23 protein-coding genes are annotated in these 21699 nt (G+C 72.9%); 11 read left to right on the forward strand and 12 right to left on the reverse strand.

The annotated features are described in order from the left end of the window. Positions 1-160 precede the first annotated feature (160 nt). The 3 genes from FHU36_RS03950 to FHU36_RS03960 are packed head-to-tail and all read right to left on the reverse strand — an operon-like array spanning position 161 to position 3059. A complete protein-coding gene (locus FHU36_RS03950) occupies positions 161-1354 on the reverse strand; it encodes a cytochrome P450 (RefSeq protein WP_185082437.1) in 1194 nt (397 codons plus the stop codon). Continuing rightward, positions 1351-2307 carry a phosphotriesterase family protein gene (locus tag FHU36_RS03955; protein WP_312891426.1) on the reverse strand — a complete coding sequence of 319 codons (957 nt, stop codon included), beginning with the start codon at positions 2305-2307 and terminating at the stop codon, positions 1351-1353. The genes FHU36_RS03950 and FHU36_RS03955 overlap by 4 nt, the downstream gene beginning before the upstream one ends. Further along, positions 2292-3059 (reverse strand): phytanoyl-CoA dioxygenase family protein, encoded by a 768-nt coding sequence (locus FHU36_RS03960; RefSeq protein WP_185082438.1) that lies wholly within the window; start codon positions 3057-3059, stop codon positions 2292-2294. Before FHU36_RS03960 ends, FHU36_RS03955 begins: the two co-directional genes overlap by 16 nt. 88 nt (positions 3060-3147) lie before the next feature. On the opposite strand from FHU36_RS03960, the gene FHU36_RS03965 reads away from it, so the two are divergent. Both FHU36_RS03965 and FHU36_RS03970 read left to right on the forward strand, forming a co-directional pair. Further along, the gene (locus FHU36_RS03965) at positions 3148-4059 is read left to right on the forward strand and encodes a TIGR03621 family F420-dependent LLM class oxidoreductase (RefSeq protein ID WP_312891427.1); all 912 of its coding nucleotides are present in this window, start codon (positions 3148-3150) and stop codon (positions 4057-4059) included. Between the two features lie 37 nt (positions 4060-4096). Further along, complete coding sequence (locus tag FHU36_RS03970; protein ID WP_185082439.1) at positions 4097-4687, forward strand: histidine phosphatase family protein; 591 nt, start codon at positions 4097-4099, stop codon at positions 4685-4687. On the opposite strand, the gene FHU36_RS03975 is transcribed toward FHU36_RS03970, so the two are convergent. From FHU36_RS03975 to FHU36_RS03990, 4 genes are all read right to left on the reverse strand, one after another. Then, the gene (locus tag FHU36_RS03975) at positions 4674-5447 is read right to left on the reverse strand and encodes a hypothetical protein (protein ID WP_185082440.1); all 774 of its coding nucleotides are present in this window, start codon (positions 5445-5447) and stop codon (positions 4674-4676) included. The genes FHU36_RS03970 and FHU36_RS03975 overlap by 14 nt on opposite strands. Positions 5448-5498: 51 nt before the next feature. Beyond that, positions 5499-5759 (reverse strand): hypothetical protein, encoded by a 261-nt coding sequence (locus tag FHU36_RS03980; protein ID WP_185082441.1) that lies wholly within the window; start codon positions 5757-5759, stop codon positions 5499-5501. Positions 5760-5846: 87 nt separating this feature from the next. Next, on the reverse strand, positions 5847-6083 hold the full coding sequence (locus tag FHU36_RS03985) for a DUF397 domain-containing protein (RefSeq protein WP_101783248.1): 237 nt from the start codon (positions 6081-6083) through the stop codon (positions 5847-5849). Next, a complete protein-coding gene (locus tag FHU36_RS03990; protein WP_185084600.1) occupies positions 6084-6905 on the reverse strand; it encodes a Sco1979 family transcriptional regulator in 822 nt (273 codons plus the stop codon). A 230-nt stretch (positions 6906-7135) separates the two neighbouring features. Here FHU36_RS03990 and FHU36_RS03995 point away from each other — a divergent pair, with 230 nt between their 5' ends. Both FHU36_RS03995 and FHU36_RS04000 read left to right on the forward strand, forming a co-directional pair. Further along, complete coding sequence (locus FHU36_RS03995; RefSeq protein ID WP_185082442.1) at positions 7136-7630, forward strand: ATP-binding protein; 495 nt, start codon at positions 7136-7138, stop codon at positions 7628-7630. 79 nt (positions 7631-7709) lie between these two features. Next, positions 7710-10274: a helicase-associated domain-containing protein gene (locus FHU36_RS04000; protein ID WP_246501940.1), complete on the forward strand. Its 2565-nt coding sequence runs from the start codon at positions 7710-7712 to the stop codon at positions 10272-10274. Here the strand turns inward: FHU36_RS04000 and FHU36_RS04005 are convergent. Then, complete coding sequence (locus tag FHU36_RS04005; RefSeq protein ID WP_185082443.1) at positions 10258-11286, reverse strand: ABC transporter substrate-binding protein; 1029 nt, start codon at positions 11284-11286, stop codon at positions 10258-10260. The two genes, FHU36_RS04000 and FHU36_RS04005, sit on opposite strands and share 17 nt — an antisense overlap. Positions 11287-11372: 86 nt before the next feature. Between FHU36_RS04005 and FHU36_RS04010 the strand changes: the two genes are divergently transcribed. Genes FHU36_RS04010 through FHU36_RS04020 form a run of 3 tightly spaced genes read left to right on the forward strand, consistent with a single transcriptional unit; the run spans position 11373 to position 14316 of the window. Then, on the forward strand, positions 11373-12437 hold the full coding sequence (locus FHU36_RS04010; RefSeq protein WP_185082444.1) for a FecCD family ABC transporter permease: 1065 nt from the start codon (positions 11373-11375) through the stop codon (positions 12435-12437). Continuing rightward, positions 12434-13498, forward strand: coding sequence for a FecCD family ABC transporter permease (locus FHU36_RS04015; RefSeq protein ID WP_185082445.1), 1065 nt, complete (start codon positions 12434-12436; stop codon positions 13496-13498). The genes FHU36_RS04010 and FHU36_RS04015 overlap by 4 nt, the downstream gene beginning before the upstream one ends. Then, complete coding sequence (locus FHU36_RS04020) at positions 13498-14316, forward strand: ABC transporter ATP-binding protein (protein WP_185082446.1); 819 nt, start codon at positions 13498-13500, stop codon at positions 14314-14316. The genes FHU36_RS04015 and FHU36_RS04020 overlap by 1 nt, the downstream gene beginning before the upstream one ends. Positions 14317-14426: 110 nt before the next feature. Here FHU36_RS04020 and FHU36_RS04025 read toward each other — a convergent pair whose 3' ends face one another. Further along, positions 14427-15680, reverse strand: a complete 1254-nt coding sequence (locus FHU36_RS04025; protein WP_185082447.1) for an ArgE/DapE family deacylase — start codon at positions 15678-15680, stop codon at positions 14427-14429. A 134-nt stretch (positions 15681-15814) separates the two neighbouring features. Here FHU36_RS04025 and FHU36_RS04030 point away from each other — a divergent pair, with 134 nt between their 5' ends. Continuing rightward, entirely contained in the window at positions 15815-16135 is a 321-nt protein-coding gene (locus FHU36_RS04030) for a GroES family chaperonin (RefSeq protein ID WP_185082448.1), read from the forward strand. Here FHU36_RS04030 and FHU36_RS45435 read toward each other — a convergent pair whose 3' ends face one another. Beyond that, a complete protein-coding gene (locus FHU36_RS45435) occupies positions 16136-16591 on the reverse strand; it encodes a TIGR02611 family protein (RefSeq protein ID WP_185082449.1) in 456 nt (151 codons plus the stop codon). A 163-nt stretch (positions 16592-16754) separates the two neighbouring features. On the opposite strand from FHU36_RS45435, the gene FHU36_RS04040 reads away from it, so the two are divergent. Together FHU36_RS04040 and FHU36_RS04045 are read left to right on the forward strand one after the other, a co-directional pair. Next, positions 16755-17651 carry a phosphotriesterase family protein gene (locus FHU36_RS04040; RefSeq protein ID WP_246501941.1) on the forward strand — a complete coding sequence of 299 codons (897 nt, stop codon included), beginning with the start codon at positions 16755-16757 and terminating at the stop codon, positions 17649-17651. 14 nt (positions 17652-17665) lie between these two features. Continuing rightward, positions 17666-18268, forward strand: coding sequence for a P-loop nucleotide/nucleoside kinase family protein (locus tag FHU36_RS04045; protein ID WP_312891428.1), 603 nt, complete (start codon positions 17666-17668; stop codon positions 18266-18268). Positions 18269-18333: 65 nt separating this feature from the next. Here FHU36_RS04045 and FHU36_RS04050 read toward each other — a convergent pair whose 3' ends face one another. After that, positions 18334-18954 carry a TetR/AcrR family transcriptional regulator gene (locus tag FHU36_RS04050; protein WP_185082450.1) on the reverse strand — a complete coding sequence of 207 codons (621 nt, stop codon included), beginning with the start codon at positions 18952-18954 and terminating at the stop codon, positions 18334-18336. Positions 18955-19002: 48 nt separating this feature from the next. On the opposite strand from FHU36_RS04050, the gene FHU36_RS04055 reads away from it, so the two are divergent. After that, positions 19003-21204: an ATP-binding cassette domain-containing protein gene (locus tag FHU36_RS04055; protein ID WP_185082451.1), complete on the forward strand. Its 2202-nt coding sequence runs from the start codon at positions 19003-19005 to the stop codon at positions 21202-21204. Here the strand turns inward: FHU36_RS04055 and FHU36_RS04060 are convergent. Further along, the gene (locus FHU36_RS04060; RefSeq protein WP_185082452.1) at positions 21194-21610 is read right to left on the reverse strand and encodes a winged helix-turn-helix transcriptional regulator; all 417 of its coding nucleotides are present in this window, start codon (positions 21608-21610) and stop codon (positions 21194-21196) included. The genes FHU36_RS04055 and FHU36_RS04060 overlap by 11 nt on opposite strands. Positions 21611-21699 lie beyond the last annotated feature (89 nt).

The following is a 21699-nucleotide window of genomic DNA, read 5'->3' on the forward strand; positions in this document are numbered from 1 at the left end:
CACGTGTCCCCCTCGGTTCATCACCATCGGGGAAAGCTTGCGCCTTCTGTGACGAATGACGCAAATGGGGCGGACGCGTGCCCTCGGCGGGCCGCGCGGGCCGCGCCGATGCCGGGCCCGGCGCCGGTGACGGGCGCGGCCCGCCCGTCGAGCCTGCCCGTCACCATTCCACCGCCAGCGCCGCCAGGCCGCGGCCGACGATCGAGCGACGGTAGGCGATCGGCTCGCCGGGCACCAGCCGCAGGGTGGGCAGGCGGCGCCCGAGCACCTCCAGGGCGGTGCGCAGTTGCAGCCGGCCGAGCGCGGCGCCGACGCAGAAGTGGATGCCGTAGCCGAAGACCAGGTGCGCGTCGGCGTTCGGCCGGTCGATCACGAACCGTTCGGGGTCGGGGAAGACGGTCTCGTCGTGGGCGGCGGAGTCGGTGGACAGCAGCACCAGGGCGCCCGCCGGGATCGTCACGCCGTGCAGGGTGACGTCGGTGGTGACGTACCTGAAGGAGCCGAGGGAGGCCCCGTCGATGCGCATGCACTCCTCGGCCGCGTTCCGGATCCGCGCGGGGTCGACCGGCCAGGCGTTCTCGCGCAGCAGCCGCAGGACCGTGTTGCCGAGCTGGTTGGGCACGGTGTCGTTGCCACCGAGCAGGATCGTGGAGATCAGCTCCACCACCTCGCGGTGGGTCAGCTCGGTGCCGATGAGCGAGGTCATCAGCGAGGTGAAGTCGTCGCGCGGTTCCTTGGCGCGGGCGGCGACCAGCCGGTCCACGTAGTCGAGGTAGTCGAGGAAGCTGCCGGCCAGCTCCAGTTGCCGGCCGGGCGGCTGCGGCGACAGGAAGAGCTGGAACCAGTCCTTGACGTGCGCCTGCACGAAGTCCTCGTCGGCCTCGGGCACGCCGATGAAGCGGGCGGTCAGCTTGATCGACGGCTCGTGCCCGATGTCGCGGACGAAGTCGGCCGCGCGGCGCGGCCCGATCCGGTCGAGCAGGTCCTCGTTGAGCCGCCGGAAGCGCTCCTCCATCGCCGCGACGGCCCGGGGCGTGAACGCCCGCGACACCGAGCGGCGCAGCCGGGTGTGGTCGGGCGGGTCGACGTTGGCCACGAAGCTCGACAGGAACGAGCCGTGCTCGCCCAGCCGGTCGCGCGTCTCCCGGGTGAGGCTGCGGGAGATCGTCAGCGATCCCTTCGAGGAGAAGCGCCGGGGATCGCCGTAGGCCGCGCGCACGTCGGCGTGCCGGGTGAGCACGTACGCGCCGAGATGCTCGCTGCGGAAGACCGGCCGCTCCGCGCGCAGCCTGGCCAGGAAGGGGTAGGGCGAGGCAACGTGCCAGTCGGAGCCGACGTCGAAGTCCTCGATCATGCGAAAACCCTCCGGGGGTTGTCCACGAGCATCTGGTGGATCTGCTCCTCGGTGACGCCCCGCCTGCGCAGCTCGGGCAGGACGTCGCGGGAGACGTGCAGCAGGTGGTAGTCCGGGTGGCGGCGGCGCACCACCTCGGCGTCGAACCGGTCGTTGAAGCAGTAGGAGTCGTGACCCAGCACCATCCGCCCGGCGTGCCCGCGCGCGCACATCTCGGCCACGACCGCCACCCGGTCCTCGAACGGGCTGATGGTGTCGATGCCGAAGCGGTCCATGCCGAGATACGAGCCGCCCGCGACCAGCTCCTCCAGGTAGGCGACGTCGGTGGAGTCGCCCGCGTGCCCGATGACCACCCTGGTCAGGTCCACGCCCAGCGAGGCCAGCAGCCGCTGCTGCGCCAGCCCGCCCCGGGTGCCGCTGTGCGAGTGAGTGGTGATCGGCGCTCCGGTCTGCAGGTGGGCCTCGGCGACGGCGCGGAAGACCCGTTCGCAGCCGGGCGTCATGCCGGCGCGGTCGGTGGCGCACTTGAGCATGGCGGCCTTGACGCCTGTCCTGCCGATGCCCTCGGCGATGTCGCGGACGAAGAACTCCGCCAGCCGGTCGGGCCCGCCGAACAGCGAGCCGGGGCCCCGGTTGGCGAAGTACGGCGGCAGCGCGTCGTAGGTGTACAGGCCGGTGGCGGCCACGATGTTCACGCTGGTCAGCTCGGCCACCCGCTGCACCGCCGGCACGTACCTGCCGAGGCCGACGACGGTGAGGTCCACGATGGTGTCGACGCCCTCGGCCCGCAACGCCTCCAGCTTGGCCGCCGCCTCCCGGGCCCTGGCCTCCTCGTCCCAACCCTCCGGGATGTCGGGCCAGTTCCACAGGATCTCCGGGCTCAGGCCGAAGACGTGCTCGTGCATGAGCGTCGCGCCGAGATCGGCGACGGGCCCTCTCACGGTCTCGGGCACGGGAACCTCGGGTGCTCGAACGGCTCGTTCACCCGCAGGCCGAGCCCGTCGGTCTGCCGGTACGGGGTGCCGGTGTAGAGCGCGTCGGCGTCGAAGTAGGTCACGGTGAACGACAGGCGGGGCGTGTCGCGGTGGTTGGCGGGCGCGCCGTGCACGGTCAGCGCGTGGTGGACGGTGGCGTCCCCGGCAGCGAGGTCGAGTGGCGGCGACAGCTCCAGTTCCTTGAGCCACGGGTGCTGGGTGAGCTGGTCGTCGCCGGTGCGGGTGAAGCTGCGCCCGAGCAGCCCGTGGCGGTGCGAGCCGCTGTAGAAGCGCAGCGAGCCCATGTCCGCCGGCACGTCGGCCAGGGCCAGCCAGACCGTCAGCATGGCCGAGCGGTCCATCGGCATCCACGGGAAGTCCTGGTGGAACTCCGTCGCGCCGTGCTCACCCGGCTCCTTGACCAGCAGGTTCGTCACCTGGACGCGCACCGCGCGCACGCCGCGCAGCAGCCGGGCGGCATTGCCGCCCATCCGCCCGTGCAGGGCCAGCGCGCGGAACGCCGCGTCGGTCTCGGCGATGTCGCGTGACTGGCCGAACGCCTGGTCGACCAGCGTGGCGCGGGCCCGTTCCCGCTCGCTCAGGTGGTCGGCCGCCCGCTCGCGCAGCGCGGTCACCGCCTCGGGCGCGACCAGCCCGGGAAGCCGGGCCCAGCCGTGGTCGTGGAAGAAGGCCACCTCGTCGTCGGTGACCTGGCGCACCGGGATGTCCATGGCGCCAGTGTGGCATTTCAACCAAGCGCTTGGTAAGCCTCGCAGGCGTACACTTTGCCCAAGCGCTTGGTCGAGTGGGAGGTCTCTGGTGCGGCGGTTCAGGTTCGGCGCGGTGGTCCGGCACGCGGAGTCCGGCAAGGAGTGGGCCGAGAAGGCCAGGCGGCTGGAGGACGCCGGGTTCGACGTGCTGCTGGTGCCCGACCACCTCGTCGGCACGCGCTTCGCGCCCGTGGCGGCGCTGACGGCGGCGGCGTGCGCGACGAGCCGGCTCCGGGTGGGCACGATGGTGTTCGCCAACGACTTCCGGCACCCTGCCGTGCTCGCCAAGGAGGCGGCCACGCTCGACCTGCTGTCCGGCGGGCGGCTGGAGCTCGGCATCGGCACGGGCTGGATGGCGGCCGACTACGCCTCGGCCGGGCTGGCGCTGGACCCGCCCGGGGTGCGGGTCGGGCGGCTGGCCGAGGCGCTGGCCGTGCTGAAGGGGCTCTGGGGAGACGGGCCGTTCACCTTCGACGGCGCCCACTATCGCGTACGCGACCTGGACCAGCGGCCCCGGCCCGCGCAGCGGCCGCATCCCCCTCTGCTGCTGGGCGGGGGCGGCCCCCGGATGCTGCGCCTGGCGGCGCGCGAGGCGGACATCGTCCACCTGACGATGCGGACGAAGAGGGACGGCAGCGGCCCCGACGAGCGCGACGGCGGCCTGGAGGCGTTCCTCGGCAAGCTCCGCACGGTCAGGGAGGCGGCCGGCGACCGCTACGACCGGCTGGAACTCGGCACGAGCGTCATGCAGGCCGGCGAGCTCAGGGCCGACGAGACGTGGAGCGCCGCCGACAGCGCCCGCCTGAACGGCACCCCCCAGGTGCTCCTCGGCACCCGCCGCGACATGCTGGACCGGCTCCGGCACTGGCGTGACGAGCACGACGTCTCCTACTTCGTCATGCACTACGAACGCGACCTGGCCACCTTCGCCCCCCTCGTCGAGGAGCTCGCCGCCCCCTGAGCCGCCGCGTCACCGGGCCTGCCGGGATGATGGGGGCATGGACGAGATGATGCTCCTCAGGCACGGCGAGACCGAATGGAGCCGTACGGGCCGGCACACCGGGCGCACCGACGTGCCGCTGACCGCCCACGGCGAGGAGCAGGCGCGCGCGCTCGCGCCGCTCGTCAAGGGCGTCACGTTCGACCTGGTGCTCGCCTCGCCCGCGCAGCGCGCCCGCCGCACGGCGGAGCTGGCCGGGTTGCCGGACCACGAGGTGGACCCCGACCTGTGGGAGTGGGACTACGGCGGCTACGAGGGCGTCACCACGCCCGACATCCGCCGGACCAGACCCGGCTGGTACCTGTGGCGCGACGGCGTCACCCCGGGCGACGAGCAGCACCCCGGCGAGGCGGCGGCGCAGGTGGGCGCGCGCGCCGACCGGGTGATCGCCCGTGCCCGCGCGGTCCCCGGCCGGGTGGCGCTGGTCGCGCACGGGCACCTGCTGCGGGTCCTCACGGCGCGCTGGCTCGGGCTGCCGCCGGAGGACGGGCGGCTGTTCAGGCTGGAGACGGGCACCTACTCCCGGCTCGGCTTCGAGCACGGCGAGCCGGTCATCCTCACCTGGAACGCCCTCGTCAACGGTCCATGACATCGCCGTCGAGGCCGCGGGGGGCGAGGCGGCTGCCGGGGAAGGGGGCGAGGAGGGTCTCGCGCCAGGGCCCGTCGAGGAACGCGCGGGCCCGCCCGTCCCAGGCGAGCAGCCGCCCGTCCGGCTCGACCTCGTCGTCCAGCCCCAGCGCGGCGTCCCGGGCGCGCCGGGTGGCCAGGTGGTCGTCCAGGGAGACCGCCCACAGGGTGACGGCCTCGGTGTCGCAGTACAGCACCTCGTACAGGCCCGCCAGGCGGTGGCCGTGCTCGGCGAGGACGGGCGCGCGTTCGGCGCGCACCGCCTCCAGATAGTCGGACGCGGCGCCGGGCCGCACCCGGGCGCTCTCGAAGAGGTAGAACTCCGCGGGCGTGACCTCGTCCAGCGGCGGGGTGCCGCGCACGGCGCCGAGCGGCCGGGAGAAGGCCGAGAAGCGCAGGTCGTCGATGTCCGACAGGAACAGCCGGTCGTCCACGCCCCGGTAGATGTCCATCATCTGCCGCCAGCCGCCGTCCCAGCCGCCGTGGCACTCCCACAGCGTGACGGCCTTGAACTGCGGATGGCCGGTGATGCCGACGGCGTAGAAGGCGCCGGCGAGGTCGATGTCCCGGGACCTGATCGACATGCCGGACGTCAGTGCGGGCGTCTCGCGGGTCTCGTCCTCGCGCTTGTAGCGGGTCAGCCAGGTCAGGTACTCCAGGGGGCGGCGGGAGTTCATGGGCCGGAAGTCGACCTCTTCGAGAAGGAATATGCCGCGCCGCACCGCGCCTCCCTAAACCAAGCGATTGCTCGGTTCAGCAGCGTAGCACAGCGGTCACGCCATCGCCTCGGCCGGCTGCGGACCCCGGCCGGTCAGCCATTCCAGCACCCGGCGGTGACCGGACGCGGCGTCCTCGAAGTGGCCCCAGTGCCAGTAGCGCGGCTGGTCGCGCACACCCGTCACCCAGGTGCGGTAGGAGACCGAGCCGCCGGCGCCGGTGGCGGGCGCGACGCCGTACGTGCGGATCACGACCTTGCCGCCCGGCGCGAAGAGCACGTCGTCGGCGATCGGATAGAGAGTCATCTGGTCGAGCATGGGCCGATCATGCCGCCCCGGCGAGGCGGCGCCATTACGCCTCCGGCGCGCCCCCGTTAAGGGGACGCGCCGGAGGTTAACAGGCTGTTACACCATCAGGCCGTCGAACTCCCCGTCCTTGACCCCGAGCACCAGGGCCCGGATCTCGTCGCGGGTGTAGATCAGGGCCGGGCCGTCGGGGAATCGGGAGTTGCGCACCGCCACCCCGCCGTCGGGGAGCTCGGCGAGCTCCACGCAGTTGCCCTGCGAGTTGCTGTAGCGGCTCTTGCGCCAGGCGACCTGCTTGAGGTCGGTCGCGGGCATGCCGTTGTAGGTCTGCTTCATCTACATCTTTCTGAGAAGACCGCCGACGAGCTCGACGGTGCCCCCGGGCGTGGTGCTCTCCACGCATAACTGCTCCATGGCCGTGAGGTACGGGTCGACGTCCTCACGCTTGTCCAGGTACAGGGCACCCCAGAGCTGCTCGACATAGACAACGTCCGACAGGTCGGACTCCGGAAACCGCAAGATGCTGAACGCGCCCCCTTCAGCGGCGTGCATGCCGAACCTGAAGGGCATCACCTGCAGGGTGATGTTGGGCAGGGCAGCGACCTCCAGCAGGTGCTGGAGCTGCCGGTACATGACCTCTCGCCCGCCGATGGTCCGCTTGAGCGTCGCCTCGTCGATGACCGCCCACAGGCGCGGGCCGTCCTTCTGGGTGAGGCGCTCCTGGCGCTGCATGCGCAGATGCACACGGCGCTCGATCTCCTCCGGAGCGTCATCGGGATTGCCGAGCTGGAACACCGCGCGCGCGTAGTCCGCCGTCTGCAGCAGGCCGGGCACGAACTGCACCTCATAGGTGCGGATCAGGCTCGCGGCCTCCTCCAACCCCACGTACGTGCTGAACCACGACGGCAGCACGGCGGAATACTTGTGCCACCACCCGGGGGTGTTGGCCTCACGGACCATCTCCAGGAGGGCTCGGCGCTCGGCGTCGTCGCTGACGCCGTACAGGGTGAGCAGGTCCTCCACGTCACGTGTCTTGAACCCGACACGGCCGAGCTCCATACGGCTGATCTTGGACTCGGACGCCCGGATGTGGAATCCGGCCTGGTCGCGGGTGAGACGCTTGGCCTCACGCAGACGCCTGAGGCTGGCGCCGAGCATGATGCGCCGAACGGTCGAACCAGAACCGGGCGGATCGAGGGACACGCGCTGCTCCTTGGTTGTTTCCTTAACTCATAGTCTGTCACTTCACGGCCGAAAGATCATGGGCCGCGGACAAGATCCCCTTTCCCGCCACTTTGACCAATTGAGCAAACCGTAGCGGTTGCACGCATCCTCTGCACGTGCATTCGCCCTTGCACCTGCACGAGAGTGTGTCGCAGAATGATCTAGTGCAATCCACCCTGGCGCCCGGCCAATGGACCACGTTCGACTGGTGGCCCCCTCTCGGCTGGTGGCCGGAGGCGGCACGAGACCTGCTGGTCCCCGGCCCGTCAGCGAGCGCCACGTTCGCCCTCCCTCCCACGCCCGCGTCCGTGCACGCCGCACGCGGCTTCGCCGCCGGGGCGCTGACCGCCTGGAAGCTGGCGGAGGTGGCCGAGAACATGGAACTCGTCATCTCCGAGCTCGCCACCAACGCCCTGCGGCACGGCCTGCACGCGACGGAGCCGGGCTGGCGACCCTCGGTGCACCTGTCGCTGGTCCGCCGGGGCCCGCTGGTCACCTGTGCCTTCACCGACCCCGCCTCCGCGGTGCCGGCGCTGCGCTATCCGGGGCCGCTCGACGCCGGAGGGCTCGGCCTGCACATCGTCGAGTCGCTCAGCCTGCGCTGGGGCTGGTCGGCGCTCGCTCCCCGAGGGAAGATCGTCTGGGCAGTCCTCTCCTGAGGGTCGGTGATCTGCACTACCGTGGATGGCCATGGCTCACGGTGAGTCCCCCGCGCGACCCCCATGAGAGTGCTGACCGATGGATGATCACCTGCTCGGCTGGCTGCGGACACTTGACGAAGACAGGCTCGGACGGATCCTCGCCAACCGGCCTGACGCCATCGCGGCGCCGTGGCCGCGGCGGCTCGACACGCTCGCCCAGCGGCTGAGCAGCGGTTTCGCCGTGATGGAGGCCCTGCGCAGGCTCCCGTTGCCCTGCCTGGAGCTGGCGCAGGCGTGCCTGGTCGTGCGGCCCGCCACCCACGCACGGGTGGCGGAGCTGCTCGGGGTGCCCCTCGACGAGGTGACCCCGTGGCTGGACCGGCTCTGCGACCACGCGCTGGCCTGGCCGGACGCCGACGGCGTGCTCCATCTGGCGGAGGCCGTGTCGCGCTGGTGGTCGGCGCCGCTCGGCCTCGGCGAGCCGCTCGACCGCCACCTCAACTCCTGGACGGTCAGCAACGACACGGTGCGGGCGCTGGCCCGCGGGCTCGGCATCCCGACGCAGGGCAACAAGCGGCGCGTCCTGGCCCGGGCCGCCGAGGTGCTCGCCGACCCAGGTCACCTGACCGCGCTGCTGCGCCACGCCCCCGAGGGCACCCGCGAGCTGCTCGACCTGTTCGCCTGGGACGGCCCCGTCCGCGACGTCGACGGCGGCAGGTTCGTCCTCCCCGGCACCCCGGAGAAGTGGAGCTCCGACCACGGGCTGCTCTACCGGCCGAGCTGGCACGTGGCCGAGATGCCGCGCGAGGTCGCCCTGGCCCTGCGCGGACCCGGCTACCACCCGCCCTTCACTCCCGAGGCGCCCGAGGTCGCCACGATCCCCGTCGACCCCGAGGAGGTCGACCACCTGATGACGCTGGCGGCCCCGCACGCGGTCGAACGGTGCGCGGCGATCCTCGACAACACCTCCAAGACGCCGCTGCCCCTGCTCAAGACCGGCGGCGTGGGCGTGCGCGAGGTGCGCCGCGTGGCCAAGGAGACCGGCTGCGACGAGGACGAGACGCGGCTGCTGCTGGAGCTCTGCGCGGTGGCCCGCCTGCTGGCCTGGGACGAGGAGTCGGGCGGCATGGTGCCGACCGAGCGGTTCGACCGCTGGCGGCTCGACGAGGGCTCGGCCCGGCTGCGCGTGCTGCTGTCGGCGTGGTGGCGGATGGAGCGCTCGTCGCTGCGGCGGATCGACGGCAAGTACGGAACGGTGCTGGGCGACGACCGCGGCGGCGCCGACGTGGCCCGGGTCCGCCGGGCCGTGGTGTCGGTGCTCGCGCACCTGCCGGCCGGCACGGCCCTGTCCCCCGACGCCGCCGACCGCGACAGCCTGGTGCGCAACGTCCACTGGCACGCCCCGATGCTCGACCGGGCGCTGCTCGACGAGTGCGCCTCGGCGGTGCTGGAGGAGGCGCGGCTGCTGGGGCTGCTCGCCAACGACACGCTCACCGACCTCGGCCGGGCCCTGGCCGGGCTGGCCGACCGGGCGGGCGACGAGAACGACGACCACGTGCCGGCGGTGGAGCACGACCCGGTGCTGGTGGAGGCGTCCACCCGGGCGCTGGCCAGCGTCCGCAGGAGCGCGCTGTTCGGCCCGGATCTGACCGCCGTGGTCACCGGGCCGCCTTCGGCCGAGCTGGCGGCGCTGCTCGACCGGGTGGCCGAACGGGAGTCGCGGGGCGCGGCGTCGGTGTGGCGGTTCACCCCCGACAGCGTGCGCGGCGCGCTCGACCTCGGTCACGAGGCCGGCGAGCTGCTGGAGGAGCTGGCCGCGGTCGGCACGATCCCGCAAACCCTCGAATACCTCGTGCACGACGTGGCCCGGCGGCACGGCGAGGTCACGGTGACCACCGTCGGCTGCGTCGTGCAGGCGTCCGACCCGGCGCTGCTCGCCGAGATCGCCGGGCACCGGCGGCTGGCCCGGCTGGGCCTGCGGTTGCTCGCGCCCACGGTGCTGGTGAGCGCGGCGGGCGCCGAGCGCACCCTGGCCGCGCTGCGCGAGAACGGCTTCTCCCCGGTGGCCGTGGCCGACACCGGGCGGATCGCGATCCGGCGCACCCGGCCCGAGGAGCCTCGGGGCAGCGCGGGCAGCGCGGGCAGCGCGGGCAGCGCGGGCAGCGCGGGCAGCGCGGGCAGCGCGGGCAGCGCGGGCAGCGCGGGCAGCGCGGGCAGCGCGGGCAGCGCGGGCAGCGCGGGCGGCGCGGGCAGCGCGGGCGGCAGGCTTGTGCTGCTGCCCGGCGGGCAGGTGGCCCAGCTGGCGGAGCCGGGTGATGCTCTGGGCGACGGCAAGGCACACCTGGTCGCCGAGCCGGTGCCCGACCCGTACGAGCACGCCCGCCGCCTGGTCGCCGCCGGCCGGTCCGCGGAGCCCGGCGGCGGCCGCACCTGGGCCGTCATCGGGCGGATGGCGACCCGGCTGCCCACGGCCCAGCAGTCGCTGCTGGGCTTCGTCGTCGACCGGGGCGTGCGTGCCGGCATCACGCTGACCGGTGGCCTGACCGCCACGATCAGCCACGGCGAGCTGCGCGGCGCCGCGCTCGACGCGTGGTGCGAGGAGGCGGGCGACTACCTGGAGTTCCCGCTGGCGGAGATCGTCGAGGTCAGGGGAGCTTACTAGCCTTCTTCAGGTTGGCCACCAGCTCCTCCAGGTAGGCCGCGTAGCCCTGGTAGCTGAACGGCGCCTCGGCGCGCCACGGGTAGAGCTGGCCGGCCCTGACCGCGGGCAGCTTGGCGAACGTCGGCTTCTTCTTCATCTCCTCGGGCGTCAGCGACTGGGTCCGCGTGTCGTAGAGGATGACGTCGGCCTCGTAGGTGTCGGCGTTCTCCCAGCTCAGCGACTGGAAGAAGCCGCCTTCGTCGACCTTGGAGGGGGTGACGACGGTCAGGCCGCTCTTGGTCAGGTGGGTGATGTCCGGGTACTCGGGCGGGTTGACCACCCACATCGTGTCGGGGCCGCCCGACATCATGAGGACCTTGAGGTCCTTGAACGACGCCAGCTCCTTGGTCGCGGCCTCGAACCTCGCCTTGGCCTCGGGCACACCCCGCATGTCGGCGCCGAGTGACCTGGCCAGTTCCTCGTACCTGCCGATCACGTCGGTGGCGCTCTTGCCGGTGAGCATGATGCCGAGGGTCGGGGCGACCTGCTCGATCGTGGCCTTCGACTTCTCCGGGACGTACCAGAGCGTGTCCTTCAGGTACATGTTGCTCACCAGCAGGTCGGGCTGGAGGGAGATGTACTTCTCCACGTTGAACTCGTCCCAGACGTTGCCGAGACCCTCGACCTTGGTGATGTCGACGTTGCCGACCTGGGGGTCCTTGCTGCCGTCCTTCAGCTTGTGGGGGCCGAACACCGCGATCGGGCGCACGCCGAAGTCCCAAAGGGCTGCCGCGGAGCCGACCTGGGCCACCACCCTGGACGGGGCCTTGGGCTGCTCGATCTTCTTGCCGCGGTCGTCCGTGTACGTCCACGCGGTCCCGGCGGCCGCGCTCTGCGAGGCCGAGCCGCCCGCGTCACCGGTCGTGGTCACGCCGGTCCCGGATCCCGACCCGCACGCCGCCAGGGCCAGCGCCGCGGCCAGGCCCGCCGCCGCGCCGAGGAAGCCCCTGCGAGCCAGTACCGGTTCCGTCATGTCGATCTCCTAAGGTTAGGCTTGCCTTCATGGTCAGGCATGAGATTAGCCTTACCTTACTTTGACGATGACGAGAGGGGTCCCAGGTGCGACCGGACGCGCAGGCCGTGCACCGGCCAGCCGAGGCCGGCGAGGAGCGAGCGCCCGGACGGGGTCGGCCGGCCGCGCTGGCGGTCGGGCTCGTCGTCGCGCTCGGCGTGCTGGCGCTGGCCGCGCTGGCGAGCGTCGCGCTGGGGGCGCGCGCCGTACCGCCGGCCACGGTGCTGGACGCGTTCGTGGCGCCCGACGGCTCCAGCGACCACACCGTGGTGCGTGAGCTGCGGGTGCCGCGCACCCTGCTCGGCATCGGCGTGGGCGCGGCGCTGGGCCTGGCGGGGGCGCTCATGCAGAGCCTGACCCGCAACCCGCTGGCCGACCCGGGCCTGCTCGGCATCAACCAGGGGGCCGCGCTCGGCGTCACCGTGGCCCTCGGGCTGCTCGGGGTGTCCGACCCGGCCGGCTACGTGTGGTTCGCCTTCGGAGGCGCGGCACTCACCTCCGTCGTGATCTTCTCTCTCGGCTCGGCGGGCCGCTCGGGCGCCGGGCCGGTCCGGCTGGCGCTCGCGGGCATCGCCGTCGGCATGGTGCTCACCGCGGCGTCGTCGGCGATCCTGCGGATGGACACGCAGACCTTCGACCGCATGCGGTTCTGGCTGACCGGCTCGCTGGCCGGGCAGGACGCGAACACGCTGATGAGGCTGGCGCCGTTCATGGCCGCCGGTCTCGCCGTGGGGCTGCTGCTGGGAAGGCCGCTCAACATGCTGTCGCTGGGCGACGACGCGGGCCGGGCGCTCGGGGTGGCGGTGACCCGCACCCGGGTGCTCGCCGCCGTCGCGGTGACCCTGCTGTGCGGGGCGGCGACGGCCGCCGCCGGGCCGCTGTGGTTCGTCGGGCTGGCCGTGCCGCACGCCGTGCGTGCCATGGTCGGGCAGGACCAGCGATGGGTGCTCCCCTACTCCGCGGTCGTCGCGCCCGTGCTGCTGCTCGCGGCCGACGTGACCGGGCGGCTCGTCGCCCGGCCCGGAGAGGTGCAGGTGGGCATCATGTGCGCGCTGCTCGGCGCGCCCGTCTTCATCCTCATGGCCCGCCGCAGGAGGATCGCCGCGCTATGACCCGCACCGAGACCCCGCGGTCCGCCGCCGGACCCGGCCGCGTGCGGCCGCGCGGCGCGCTCCGGGTCGGCCCCTGGTCGCTGCGGCCGGCGCCGCGTGCCCTGGTCACCGGAGTGGCGCTCGTGCTCGTCGCCTTCGCCGTGGCCGTGGCGGCGATCTCGACCGGCGAGTTCACCGTGCCGGTGCCCGACGTCCTGACCGCGCTGTTCGGCCAGGGCACGCCCGTGGCCGAGCTGATCGTCGGCAAACTGCGCGCGCCCCGCGTGGTCACCGGGTTGCTGGTGGGGGCGGCGTTCGGGCTGAGCGGCGCGCTGTTCCAGAGCGTGACCCGCAACCCGCTCGGCAGCCCCGACTTCATCGGCTTCACCGCCGGCGCCTCCACCGGCGGCATCCTCGCCGTCGTCACCGGCGGCACCGCGGTGCAGGTCGCGGGCGGCTCCATGGTGGGCTGCGTGCTGACGGCGGCCCTGGTGTACGGCCTGGCCTTCCGGCGGGGCGTGCAGGGCTACCGGCTGGTGCTCGTCGGCATCGGCGCGAACGCGCTGCTGATCTCGGTCAACTCCTACCTGCTGACCCGGGCCAACATCAACGACGCCGCGACCGCCGGCGCGTGGCTGACCGGCAGCCTCGGCGGGCGCGGCTGGGACCACGCCGTCCCCGTGGGGCTGGCGCTGGCCGCCCTGCTGCCCGTCTGCGCGTACGTGTCGAGGCCGATGCGCATGATCGAGATGGGCGACGACACGGCCCGCTCGATGGGCATCGACGTCGAGGTGGTGCGGGCGGCGGCCGTCACGGCCGGCGTGCTGCTGTGCGGGGTGGCCACGGCCGCCGCCGGGCCGGTCGCGTTCGTCGCGCTGGCCGCGCCGCAGCTCGCCCGCCGGCTCACCCGCTCGCCCGGCGTCACCCTGACGGCGTCGGCTCTCGTGGGAGCCGTGCTGCTCACCCTGTCCGACCTGGTCGCCCAGCGGTTGATCGCGCCCCAGCAGCTTCCCGTCGGCGTGGTGACCGCCGCGATCGGCGGCGTCTACCTGGCCCTGCTCCTGCGAAAGGACCGCCACTGATGTCCCGTCCCGACCCCCGCGGGAGCCGCCTGTCGGGCAGCGACCTGACCCTCGCCTACGACCAGCGCGTCGTGGCCGACGGCCTGGACGTGGTGATCCCCGACGAGTCGTTCACCGTGATCATCGGGCCGAACGCGTGCGGCAAGTCCACCCTCCTGCGCGCCCTGGCCCGCATGCTCAAGCCCCGCAAGGGGGCCGTGCACCTCGACGGCGGCGTCATCACCTCGCTGCCGTCGAAGCAGGTGGCGCGGCGGCTCGGGCTGCTGCCGCAGAGCTCGATCGTGCCCGACGGCATCACCGTGACCGACCTGGTGGCGCGCGGCCGCTATCCGCACCAGCGGCTGATGCGCCAGTGGTCGCGTGCCGACGAGGCGGCGGTGGCCGAGGCGATGCGCGCCACCGACGTGACCGGGCTGGCCGACCGGATCGTGGACGAGCTGTCGGGCGGTCAGCGGCAGCGCGTGTGGCTGGCCATGGCGCTGGCCCAGGAGACGCCGATCCTGCTGCTGGACGAGCCGACGACGTTCCTCGACATCTCGCACCAGATCGAGGTGCTCGACCTGTGCGCCGACCTGCACGAGGCGGGCCGCACCATGGTCGCCGTGCTGCACGACCTCAACCAGGCGTGCCGCTACGCCACCCACCTCATCGTCATGCGCGAGGGGCGGATCGTCGCCGAGGGCGAGCCGGCCGAGGTCGTCACGCCGGAGCTCGTGGAGCAGGTGTTCGAGCTGCGCTGCGAGATCATCCCCGACCCGCAGACGGGCACCCCGCTCATCGTCCCGGAGGCCCGCCGCCGCGTCGCCGCCGACGCCTGACACCCCGCCCGCGCGCATCCCGCCCGCGCACGCCCGGCCCGCCCGGACGCGAGCCGCCCGGAGACGGTCTGTGCGGGGACGGTCTGTGCGGGGACGGTCTGTGCGGTTGCTCAGTGGGCGCCGCAGCGGCGCACCGCGAGGAGAGCCAGGGCGCGGGTGACCTCGCGCAGTTCGCTCAGGTCCACCTGCTCGCGCGGAGCGTGCGCGTACCGCACGTCGCCCGGCCCGTAGTGCAGCGTCGGGATGCCGCCCGCCGCGTACAGCCGCAGGTCGCTCCCGTACGGCGCGGCGGCCTCGCGCGGCGAGGTGCCGCAGACGTCGGCGACGGCCCGGTTCACCTCCCCGAGCAGCGGATGGCCCGCGGGCAGCCGCCCGCTGGCGAACTGCCCGCCCGGCCAGGTCACGACCGGCGGGTGGTCGCGCAGCCACGGGCTGGGCACGCCCAGCACCGCCTCCTCGAACGCGGCCCGTGCCTCGGCCGGGTCCTCGTCCAGCCGGACGCCCATCCGTCCCTCGGCCACGAGCAGGTCGGGGACGGTGCTCGCCCAGTCGCCCGCCCGCACGGTGCCGATCTCGATCGGGTACGGCAGGACGTTGTCGCCGAACACGGTCGGCACGTCGCGGTTGCGCTCCTCCTCCAGCCGCCTGATCTCCTCGAACACCGGCCAGAACACCTCGACGGCGTTGACCCCCTCCAGCCGGGCCCCGCCGTGCGCGGCCAGCCCCTCGATCTCCAGCCGGAACGTCAGCGCCCCCGCGTTGGCGGTGATCACGGCGCCGCTGGTCGGCTCGGTGATCACGGCGGCGTCGGCGGTGTGGCCCCGGGCCAGCGTGGCGTAGGCGCCCAGCCCGCCGTCCTCCTCGCTGACCACGCAGTGCACGGCGAGCGGCCGGGCGAGCCGTACCCCGGAGCGCTTGATCGCGCGCACCACAGCGAGGTTGGCGGCGAGGCCGGCCTTCATGTCGCAGGCGCCCCTGCCGTGCAGGGTGTCGCCGGTGATCCGCGCGGCGAACGGATCGCCGCCCTCCCACTTGGCCAGGTCGCCGACCGGCACGACGTCCACGTGGCCCTGCAGCGCCAGCGCGGGTGCGCCCGTTCCCCCGGTCACCCCGACGACGCCGTACGCCTCGGTGCGGGGCGCCTCGGTGGCGGGGCAGTCGTCGCGCCGCCTGAGGCCGTCGATGTCGATCTTCCAGACGTCCACGTCCAGGTCGGCCTCGGTGAGCAGCCGACCCAGGCGGTGCTGGAGCTCGGACTCGGCGTCGGTGCCGGTGATGCTGGGCACCCGGACGGTCTCGGCCAGCAGGGCGACGGTGTCGGCGTCGTCGATGGCGTCGAGGACCCTGGCTTCCACCTCGTGCATGGGGCCAGCCTCTCACGGCGTGAACCTTTGTGGTGGTCGGTGGTGATACAGGAGGGATGCGCTCGATACGGCGTCGCGCGGCACGGGCGCGTCCGGCTGGGCGACGGCGTCGCGGCGGAACGTAAACTTGGCCCGTGGAACAGCCCAAGTTCGAGATTCAGATGCTGCACGACCGCGTGATGATCCGCCTGGAGCAGAAGGCCGAGGAGCGGCGCAGCGGCTCGGGGATCGTCATCCCGGCGACGGTCAAGCTGGCCAACCGGCTGGCCTGGGGCGAGGTCTGCGGCGTCGGATCCAACGTGCGTTCGGTCAAGGTCGGCGACAAGGTGCTGCTCAACCCCGAGGACCAGTACGAGGTGGAGCTGCACGCGCAGACCTACCTCGTGATGCGCGAGCGCGACCTGCACGCCGTCGCCACCCAGGAGACCGACCACGGCACCGGCCTCTACCTGTGATCAGACGAACCGCTGGGCGTACATGAGCAGGTCGATGCCGAGGGTCCTCATCCCGAAGTAGACGATGACGGTCGCCGCGGCCACCGTGACGATGAGCACGATGATGCGCACCGTCCAGCCCTGCCGCTTGTACCACTCGGTCCAGGCGTGCAGCACGCGCTTGCCGAACTCCAGCAGCCGGTGCGCCCAGTGGAACTCGGTGGACAGCACGGCGAGCCCGGCGAAGACCACGAGCCAGCCCGGGCCGGGGAACGGGACCATGATGAGCCCGCCGACCACCATGATCGCGCCGATCACGCCGATCACGATCTTGAGGGTGAGCGCGCCCGTGCGGGTCGATCTGATGCCGTCGAGCCAGCCGTGCAGGCCGGTGCGGCGTTCGGGGATGCCGGACCGCCGCGCGGCGTCGTCCTTGACCACGTCGGCGTCCCCAGCGTCGGAGTCTTGGATCGGCACGGTACCCCCGGGCGTTCGGTGTGCCTCCCAAGAATACGGCCCTTCCGCCGGGACCAGACGCCACAGAAGGGTCATGACCCATAAACTCGGACAAAGGTAAAATCTCATGCCTGAAACCGCAGGTACCTCCCATCATCGGTTAATGTCTCCTATGCCCGAGGTCATGCTTCGCACCGTCACCGGCCCCGTCCGCGCCGCCTCCATCGACGGTGCCGTCCTCCCCCACGAGCACCTGCGCACCGACATGCGCTGGGCGGTCGGCATCGACTCCGACCCGCACCGCTGGCTCGACGAGGAACACACCGTCACAGCCGAGCTCCACGAGGCGCGCCAGTCCGACGGGCTGAACCTGGTCGTCGATCTGACCTCCATGGGGATGGGCCGCGACGCCGCCACGCTGGCCCGCGTCGCCGCGGCGAGCCGCGTGCCGGTGATCGCCGGGACGGGTCTGTTCGCCGGGCCGTTCACGCAGATCCGCGACGCGGACGTGGACACGCTCACCGGCACGCTCATGCGGGAGATCTCCGACGGTCTCGACGGGACCGGGGTGTTCCCCGGCGTGATCGGCGAGGTCGGCTGCTGGGGCGACACGCCGACGCCCGCCGAGGAGCGCGCGCTCGTCGCCGCCGCCCGCGCGTCGGTCCTCACCCGCCTGCCGGTCGCCACCTACGGTCGCGACGGCCTGGGCATCCTGGAGCTCCTGCTGGGGAACGGGGTGCCGGGCTCGCGCGTGAGCGTCGGCTACGCGGGCGCGGACGTCCCCACCGCACGCAAGATCGCCGAAGCGGGCGCGTACGTGAGCGTGACCGCGCTCGGCGCGGGCCTGGAGCAGGCGGTCCGGATCGCGCTCGACCTCGTCGAGGAGGGCCACGCCGAGCGGCTGCTGCTCAGCACCGGCCTCAGCCGGATCGCCCAGGTCACCAAGTACGGCGGGCCGGGCTACGGGCTGCTGTTCCGCGAGCTGCTACCCCGCCTGCGGGAGGCGGGCACCGGCGAGGACGTCATCCGGCTGATCACCCACGACAACCCGCTGCGCTGGCTGACCAGCGGCTACGCCTGACGCGCACCGGCTCCGTGAACGCCCGCGCCAGCACGGACATCGGCACGGTGTGGGTGGTCTGCGGGCCGCCTGGCGCGGGCAAGTCGACGGTCGCGGCCGAGCTGCTCGACCGCCTGTCGCCGGTGCCCGCCCTGCTCGACAAGGACACCGTCTACGGCGACTTCGTCGCGGCGGTCCTGGAGGGGCACGGCAGGCCGTACGGCGAGCGTGAAGGCCCCTGGTACGACGAGCACGTGAAGCGCTTCGAGTACGCCGGGCTGACGCGGCTGGCCCGGCAGATCCGCGGCCATGGTTGCCCGGTGCTGCTCGACGGCCCGTTCACCGGGCAGGTCCACTCGGCGCAGCGGTGGACCGGATGGGTGGCGGAGCTGGGCGGCCCGCCGGTGCGCCTGCTCTGGGTGCGCTCGGACGGCGAGACGCTGCGTGAGCGGCTGCTGGAGCGCGGGCTCGGCAGGGACGCGGGCAAGCTGGCGGGGTTCGACGCGTTCCTGAAGGCGATCATGGTGGACGAGCCGCCCGCCGTGCCGTACCTGGAGATCGACAACCGGCGCGGCGCGCCGCCCGCGGGCGCCCAGCTCACCGCCGCCGGCATCCCCCCGCGCGCCCACGACTGCTGAGGCGCCGCACGCCCACTCCTGCTCAGGCGCAGCGCGCTGACGGCGGCGGGTAACTGCCCGCCGGCTCACGGTGGCGGGTAGATCGCCGCGAACATCGCGGACAGTCGCGGGACCTGGCGGGTGAAGCGTCCCTCCTCGTAGGTGGCGCCCGGCTCGTTGGCGAGTTGCTGCGAGACGAGCCCGGCGATGAGAGCGGCCGCCAGGGCCAGGCCGTCCTCCCCCGCCGCGTCCGGATGCAACTCGCCGCGCTCGACCGCCGCCCGGATCAGCGCGGCGAAGTGCTCGTGGACGGCCAGCGCGGGCGCGTACGCCTCGGGTGACAGCTGGAAGCCCGGCACCGGCCGCCAGAACAGGAGCTGGGCCGTCACCTGGTTGGCCATGATCCAGCGGGCACCGGCCTCCAGACAGGCTCCCATCGTGGCCAGGCCCGGCTCCCGCCCCCCGGCCGCCTGTCGTACCGCATCGAGGTAGCCCTCCTGACCACGCCTGAACAGCGCGTCGTACACCGCGTGCCGCGAGGCGAAGTACTTGTACAGCGACGGCGGCCGGACGCCGAGCCGCCGGGCGACGGCGGCCAGGCTCAGCCCGGCGACCCCCTCCTCGGCCATCACGTCCAGCGCGATGTCCAGGATCTCGGCGATCGTCTCGGCCCGGCGGCGCGCTCTGCGATCGGAAATGTCAGCCACGCCATATAGCTTAGGCTAATAGCGTTAGCCAGAGCTACGGAGGACAGCGTGTCACGCGACATCATGCTCACCGGCCTGCGGCAGAACAACCTGAAGGGCATCTCGCTGCGGCTGCCCAAGGAGCGGCTGACCGTCTTCACCGGCGTCTCGGGATCGGGCAAGTCGTCGGTGGTGTTCGGCACGATCGCCGCGGAGTCGCAGCGCCAGCTCGCCGAGACGTTCAGCGCGTTCGCCCGGCACCGGCTCACCAAGCACGAGCGTCCGCGCGCCGACCGGCTGACCGGGCTGACGGCCGCCGTCGTCGTGGACCAGCTGCAGGTCACCGGCAACGCCCGCTCGACGGTCGGCACGATGACCGACATCCACGCCCTGCTGCGGGTGCTGTTCTCGCGCCGGGGCGAGCCGTCGGCGGGCCCGGCCACCGCCTACTCCTTCAACGACCCACAGGGCATGTGCCCCGGGTGCGACGGCCTCGGCAAGAAGATCCAGGTGGACCTCGACCGGCTCCTCGACCGCGACCTGTCGCTCGACGAGGGCGCGATCCGCATGTTCAAGGTCGGGGGCTACGCCCACCGGCTGTACGCGGACTCGGGGCTGTTCGACCCCGGCAAGCCGCTGCGCGACTTCACCGAGCAGGAGCTCGACCTGCTGCTGTACGGCGGCGGCTGCACGATCGGCCGGGGCGACCGCGTCAACGACTACGAGGGCGTCGTCACCCGCTTCAACCGGATCCACCTCCACCGCGACCTCGAAGGGCTCGACAAGGCGGCCCGCGCCATGGTGCGCGAGGCCGGCTGCCCCGCCTGCGGCGGCCGGCGGCTGAACGCGGCCGCGCTCGCCTCGCGCATCGACGGGCTGAGCATCGCCGACCACTGCGCGATGGAGGTGGCCGACCTGATCGGCGTGCTGGAACGGCTCGACGACCCGGTCGCCGAGGCGGCCGTGACGTCGCTGCGGCGGATCGACGCGATCGGGCTCGGCTACCTCAGCCTCGACCGGGAGACGCCGACGCTGTCGGGCGGCGAGGCCCAGCGGCTCAGGACCGTGCGCCACCTGGGCAGCGGGTTGACCGGCATGACGTACATCTTCGACGAGCCCAGCGTCGGCCTGCACCCGCGCGACGTGCACCGGCTCGGCGACCTGCTGCTGGAGCTGCGCGACGCCGGCAACACGGTGCTCGTCGTCGAGCACGACCGCGACGTGATCGCGCTGGCCGACCACGTGGTGGACATGGGGCCGGGCGCGGGCGTGGCCGGCGGGCGGGTGGTGTTCGAGGGGAGCGTCGCCGGGCTGCGCGACAGCGGCACCCTCACCGGCCGCATGCTCGGCCACGCCACCCCGCCCAAGGACGCCGTCCGCGCCCCCGCCGGGTGGCTGACCATCGCGGGCGCCTCCTCGTGCAACCTGAAGGACGTGACGGTCGGCGTCCCGCTCGGCGTGCTGACCGCCGTCACGGGCGTGGCCGGGTCCGGCAAGAGCACGCTGATGCGGCACGAACTGCCCGCGCGGCATCCCGGCACGGTCGTCGTCGACCAGTCGCCGATCGCCGCCTCGCCGCGCTCCACCCCCGCCACCTACCTGAACGCCATGGAGCCGCTGCGCAGGCTGTTCGCCGAGGTGTCGGGGGCCGGACCGGCCCTGTTCAGCTTCAACTCGGCCGGCGCCTGCCCGTCCTGCAAGGGCCGTGGGGAGATCAAGACCGACCTGGCCTTCATGGACCCCGTCACCCGTGTCTGCGACGGGTGCGGCGGCACCCGCTACAGCGCCGAGGCGCTCTCCCACACCGTCGCCGGGCGGAACATCGCCGACGTGCTCGCCTTGACCGCCGACGAGGCGGCGGCCGTGTTCGACCTGCCGGGGATCGCGCGGCTGGGCGAGCTGGGGCTCGGCCACCTGACGCTCGGCCGGTCGCTCAGCACCCTGTCGGGCGGCGAGCGTCAGCGGCTCAAGCTGGTCCACCGGCTGGGCGAGACCGGCAACGTGTACGTCTTCGACGAGCCGACCACCGGGTTGCACCCTGCCGACGTCGGCACGCTGCTGGCGCTGCTCGACCGGCTGGTGGACGCCGGCAACACGGTCGTCGTGGTCGAGCACGACCTCGACGTGGTCAAGCACGCCGACTGGGTGATCGACCTCGGGCCGGAGGCGGGCCGGCACGGCGGCGCGGTCGTCTTCGAGGGCACCCCCGCCGAGCTGGCCCGCGCCTCCACCTACACGGCGAAGTACCTGGTCAGGTCGCTCACGCCCTGACCGGCTCGACCGGACGGGCGGCCCGCTCGTCGTAGGCCCGCCGGGCGGCGATCATCTCGTCCGCGTGCTCGCCGGACCACTCGCCGATCGCCCGGAGCATCGCGGAGGCGCTGCGCCCCAGCTCGGTCAGCTCGTACTCCACCCGGGGCGGGATCGTCGGGTAGACGGTGCGCGTCACCAGGCCGTCGCGTTCGAGCGCCCGCAGGGTCTGGGCCAGCATCTTCTGGGTGACGCCGTCGAGCATCCGGCGCAGCTCGTTGAACCGCCGGGGGCCGCCGAGCAGCGCGCCCATCGCCAGCCCGGCCCACTTGTTGGTGAACATGTCGAAGACGATGCGCGCCTGGCACTCCCGGAGGAACGCGTCGGCGCCGCCGTACTGCCGCAGATCAGGAAACGTAGTATCCATCGGGTACCTCACTACCGAAAAGGTGCCTTCTTCACAAGCGATATCTCCGGGCGCCAGCATGGCGGCATCCCCACGACAACCAAGGAGAT

It is taken from the genome of Nonomuraea muscovyensis, assembly GCF_014207745.1.
Lineage (GTDB): Bacteria > Actinomycetota > Actinomycetes > Streptosporangiales > Streptosporangiaceae > Nonomuraea > Nonomuraea muscovyensis.

Excerpts from the sequence above, each read along its gene's own strand:
- FHU36_RS03950 (WP_185082437.1), bottom strand. The coding sequence starts at position 1,354 with ATGATCGAGGACTTCGACGTCGGCTCCGACTGGCACGTTGCCTCGCCC.
- FHU36_RS03960 (WP_185082438.1), bottom strand. The coding sequence starts at position 3,059 with ATGGACATCCCGGTGCGCCAGGTCACCGACGACGAGGTGGCCTTCTTC.
- FHU36_RS03970 (WP_185082439.1), top strand. The coding sequence starts at position 4,097 with ATGGACGAGATGATGCTCCTCAGGCACGGCGAGACCGAATGGAGCCGT.
- FHU36_RS03980 (WP_185082441.1), bottom strand. The coding sequence starts at position 5,759 with ATGCTCGACCAGATGACTCTCTATCCGATCGCCGACGACGTGCTCTTC.
- FHU36_RS03985 (WP_101783248.1), bottom strand. The coding sequence starts at position 6,083 with ATGAAGCAGACCTACAACGGCATGCCCGCGACCGACCTCAAGCAGGTC.
- FHU36_RS03990 (WP_185084600.1), bottom strand. The coding sequence starts at position 6,905 with ATGCTCGGCGCCAGCCTCAGGCGTCTGCGTGAGGCCAAGCGTCTCACC.
- FHU36_RS04000 (WP_246501940.1), top strand. The coding sequence starts at position 7,710 with ATGGATGATCACCTGCTCGGCTGGCTGCGGACACTTGACGAAGACAGG.
- FHU36_RS04005 (WP_185082443.1), bottom strand. The coding sequence starts at position 11,286 with ATGACGGAACCGGTACTGGCTCGCAGGGGCTTCCTCGGCGCGGCGGCG.
- FHU36_RS04015 (WP_185082445.1), top strand. The coding sequence starts at position 12,434 with ATGACCCGCACCGAGACCCCGCGGTCCGCCGCCGGACCCGGCCGCGTG.
- FHU36_RS04020 (WP_185082446.1), top strand. The coding sequence starts at position 13,498 with ATGTCCCGTCCCGACCCCCGCGGGAGCCGCCTGTCGGGCAGCGACCTG.
- FHU36_RS04025 (WP_185082447.1), bottom strand. The coding sequence starts at position 15,680 with ATGCACGAGGTGGAAGCCAGGGTCCTCGACGCCATCGACGACGCCGAC.
- FHU36_RS04040 (WP_246501941.1), top strand. The coding sequence starts at position 16,755 with ATGCTTCGCACCGTCACCGGCCCCGTCCGCGCCGCCTCCATCGACGGT.
- FHU36_RS04060 (WP_185082452.1), bottom strand. The coding sequence starts at position 21,610 with ATGGATACTACGTTTCCTGATCTGCGGCAGTACGGCGGCGCCGACGCG.